This is a genomic window from Verminephrobacter aporrectodeae subsp. tuberculatae At4 (assembly GCF_000193225.1).
Classification (GTDB): Bacteria; Pseudomonadota; Gammaproteobacteria; order Burkholderiales; family Burkholderiaceae_C; genus Acidovorax; species Acidovorax aporrectodeae.
This window is the reverse complement of sequence record NZ_AFAL01000164.1, coordinates 1-3,872: the sequence shown is the minus strand read 5'-3', so window position 1 is coordinate 3,872 and position 3,872 is coordinate 1. Positions and strand designations below refer to the sequence as shown.

General features: G+C 69.3%; 3 protein-coding genes and 1 pseudogene. All 4 read left to right on the top strand.

Features of this window, described 5'->3' with window-relative positions; translation table 11 throughout:
• Positions 1–514, top strand: a 514-nt coding sequence (locus VTU_RS0105520; protein WP_010101677.1) for a lyase family protein, incomplete at its 5' end; no start/stop codon positions are given.
• A 151-nt stretch (positions 515–665) separates the two neighbouring features.
• Entirely contained in the window at positions 666–1,583 is a 918-nt protein-coding gene (locus VTU_RS0105515) for a hydroxymethylglutaryl-CoA lyase (protein ID WP_010101676.1), read from the top strand.
• A 63-nt stretch (positions 1,584–1,646) separates the two neighbouring features.
• Positions 1,647–2,422 (top strand): annotated as a pseudogene (gene gloB / locus VTU_RS0105510) (hydroxyacylglutathione hydrolase).
• Positions 2,419–3,872, top strand: a 1,454-nt coding sequence (locus VTU_RS0105505; RefSeq protein ID WP_010101672.1) for a transglycosylase SLT domain-containing protein, incomplete at its 3' end; no start/stop codon positions are given. The pseudogene gloB and the gene VTU_RS0105505, both read left to right, overlap by 4 nt.

Sequence of the window (3,872 nt, the reverse complement as noted above, 5' to 3'; positions counted from 1 at the left end):
CGACGTGCGCTGGCTGGCCAGCGGGCCGCGCAGCGGCCTGGGCGAAATCACGATTCCCGAAAATGAGCCGGGCTCGTCGATCATGCCCGGCAAGGTCAACCCCACGCAGTGCGAGGCGCTCACCATGCTCTGCGCCCAGGTGCTGGGAAACGACGTGGCGATCAACATCGGGGGCGCGTCGGGCAACTTCGAGCTCAACGTGTTCCGCCCCATGATCATCCACAACTTCCTGCAGAGCGTGCGCCTGCTGGCCGACGGCATGAGCAGCTTCGACGCGCATTGCGCCGTGGGCATAGCGCCCGACCAGGCCCGCATCGACGAACTGCTGGAGCGCTCGCTGATGCTGGTGACGGCGCTCAACCCCCACATCGGCTACGACAAGGCCGCGCAGATCGCGAAAAAAGCGCACGCCGAAGGCAGCACCCTGCGCGCCGCAGCCGTGGCCTCGGGACACGTCACGGGCGAGCAGTTCGACCAGTGGGTCGTTCCCGCGCAGATGGTCGGGCGCGGGTGAAGTCTTTGCACGGCGCTTTCGCGGGACTGCTGACGGACTTGTTTGGCAAGCAGGACACCGACGAAGGCGGATTCCTTCAGCTATTGCGCCTCGGCTCGCATGGCGCGCTCTTCAACTGCATCCGTCCCCCACACACTCCGGCAAGCACACCATGCGCATTCCAAGCAAAGTCAAACTCGTCGACGTCGGCCCGCGCGACGGCCTGCAGAACGAGGCCGCCCCCGTTCCCGCCGAAGTCAAGATCGCCCTGGTGCAGCGCCTGCAGGACGCGGGGCTCCAGGGCATCGAGGTCACGAGCTACGTGTCGCCCAAATGGGTGCCGCAGATGGCCGACAGGCACGCGGTGATGGCGGGCATCGCGCGCCGCGAGGGCGTCGTCTACTCGGTGCTGACGCCCAACCTCCAGGGCTTCGAGGCCGCGCTGCCCGACCGGCCCGACGAGGTCGTGGTCTTTGGCTCGGCCAGCGAGTCCTTCAGCCGCAAGAACATCAATTGCAGCATCGCCGAGAGCATCGAGCGCTTTGCGCCGGTGGTCGAGGCCGCGCGCGCCGCGGGAATCCCCGTGCGCGGCGCGATGAGCTGCGCCCTGGGCTGCCCCTGGGAGGGCGAGATCGCGCCCGGGCGCGTGGCGTACCTGGCGGGGCTGATGAAGCAGATCGGCGTGCAGCACGTGGGCGTGGCCGACACCATCGGCGTGGGCACGCCGCGCCAAGTGCAGCGCGCCATCGAGGCCGCGCTGCAGCACTACGGAATCGACGCGGTCTCGGGCCATTTTCACGACACCTACGGCCAGGCGCTGGCGAACACGCTGGCCGCGCTCGAGGTCGGCGTGTGGCAGTACGACACCGCGGTCGCCGGCCTGGGTGGCTGCCCCTATGCGCGGGGCGCCACGGGCAACGTGGCCACGGAAGACGTGGTGTACATGCTGCACGGCATGGGCATCGCGACGGGAATCGACCTCGACAGGCTCGTTGACGCGGGCGCGTACATCAGCGGCTTTCTGGGCCGCAAGCCCCATTCCCGCGCAGCGAATGCGCTGCTCGCCAGGCGCGCGCAGCAGCCGGCCTGACATGCGCAGCGCGGCGCTTGCGGCCAGGACGCCCAATGCGGATGCCGCATAATTCGGGCGCCCATGCATCTGCTGCCACTGCCGCCTTTGCCGACAACTACATCTGGATGCTGCACGATGGTCGCCAGGCGCTCGCCGTGGACCCGGGCGACGCCGCCCCCGTGGCGCAGACACTGGAGCGCCTGGGTTTGCAGTTGCAGGCCCTGCTGATCACGCACCACCACGCCGACCATGTCGGCGGGGTCGATGCCCTGCGCGCCGCCACGGGGGCCATCGTCCATGGTCCGGCGCGCGAGCGCATTGCGCCCCCCCTGGAACGCCTGGCGCAGGGGGACACGGCGCACGCCCTGGGCCTGCGCTTTGCGGTCATCGACGTGCCCGGCCATACCGCGGGCCATATTGCCTACTACTGCCCGCAGGTGGACGCTGCGCCGCTGCTGTTTTGCGGCGACACCCTGTTCTCCGGCGGCTGCGGGCGGCTGTTCGAAGGAACGCCCGCGCAGATGCTCGATTCGCTGGACCGGCTGGCCGCCCTGCCCGGAGACACCCGGGTGTGCTGCACGCACGAATACACGCTGGCGAACCTGAAGTTCGCGTGCGCCGTGGAACCCGGCAACGCCGCGCTGCTCGACTACAGCCGCCATTGCGCGGCCCTGCGGGCGCAGCACCAGCCCACGCTGCCGTCGTGCATCGCCCTGGAGCGCGAGATCAACCCCTTCCTGCGCGTGCGCCAGGCCGCAGTTGCCCAGGCGGTGCAGGGCTACGACGCGCGCGTGCAGCGGGACGACGCGGTGGCGGTATTCGCCGCGCTGCGGGAATGGAAAAACGATTTCCGATGAAAAGCAAACTCTTGTACGGCGCCTGCCTCGCAGGCCTTCTCTTGCTCGCGGGCTGCGCCACCACGGAGCCGCAGGAGCACATTGCCAGCGGCGGTGATCCGTCGGCCCCGGGGGCAGCGTCGGCGCGCGGGCCGCAGAACCTTCTGCGGCCCGGGCATGCATCCGCCATCCCCGACGGGCCGCTGAAACCCATCGCCGCAGCCCGCGCGGTCAGCGGCGAGGTCGCTTCGCTGTCCGCCCCCGCGGACCTGTGGGAGCGCATCCGCCGCGGCTTTGCCATGCCCGAGTTGCACCACCCGCTGGTGCAGGACCGCGAGCAGTGGTACGCCACGCGCCCGGACTACATGCAGCGCATGACCGAGCGCTCGGGCAAGTACCTGTTCCATATCGTCGAAGAGCTCGAGCGCCGCGGCATGCCCACCGAGTTGGCGCTGCTGCCGTACATCGAGAGCGCGTTCAACCCCCAGGCCATCTCGAGTGCCAAAGCCGTCGGCATGTGGCAGTTCATGCCGGCCACCGGCAGCTATTTCGACCTCAAGCAGAACGCTTTCCGCGACGACCGCCGCGACGTGCTCGCGTCAACGCGCGCCGCGCTGGACTACCTGCAAAAGCTCTACGGAATGTTCGGCGACTGGCACCTGGCCCTGGCCGCGTACAACTGGGGCGAGGGCAGCGTCGGCCGCGCCATCGCGCGCAACCAGAAGCTGGGCCTGGGCAGCGGCTACGCCGACCTGAGCATGCCCGCGGAAACGCGCATGTACGTGCCCAAGCTCCAGGCCGTGAAGAACATCGTGGCCAACCCCGAGGCGTTCGCGACCGAGTTGCCGCCCATCGGGAACCACCCCTACTTCCAGACGGTGGACATCACGCACGACATCGACGTGGCCCTGGTGGCCACGTTGGCCGGGGTGCGCGAGGAGGATTTTCGTGCGCTCAACCCGTCGTTCAAGCGCCCGGTGATCCTCGCCGCAGGCACGCCGCAAATCCTCCTGCCCTGGGACAACGCGAAGGTGTTCCAGCGCAATCTGCAAGCCCACAGCGACGGCCAGTACGCGAGTTGGACAGTGTGGTCCGTTCCCGCGACGATGAGCGTGGCCGAAGCCGCGCAGCGGGCGGGAATGAGCGAGCGCGACCTGCGCAGCGTGAACGACATCCCGCAGCGCATGCTGATCAAGGCGGGCTCGGCGCTCATGGTCCCGCGCTTGGCGAGCGGGCAGGACGTGTCCTTGCACCTGGCAGACAACGGCCAGATCGCCCTGACCCCGGAGATCGTCACGCGCCGCACCACGGTGCGCGCCGGCAAGGGCGAGACCGTTGCCGGCATCGCGCGGCGCTACGCGCTGAGCGCCGCGAACGTGGCCAACTGGAACGGCATGCGCGCGAGCGCCGCGCTCAAGGCGGGGCAGTCGGTGGTGCTGTACCTGCCGGTGCGCAGCGCGCAGGCCGGCAG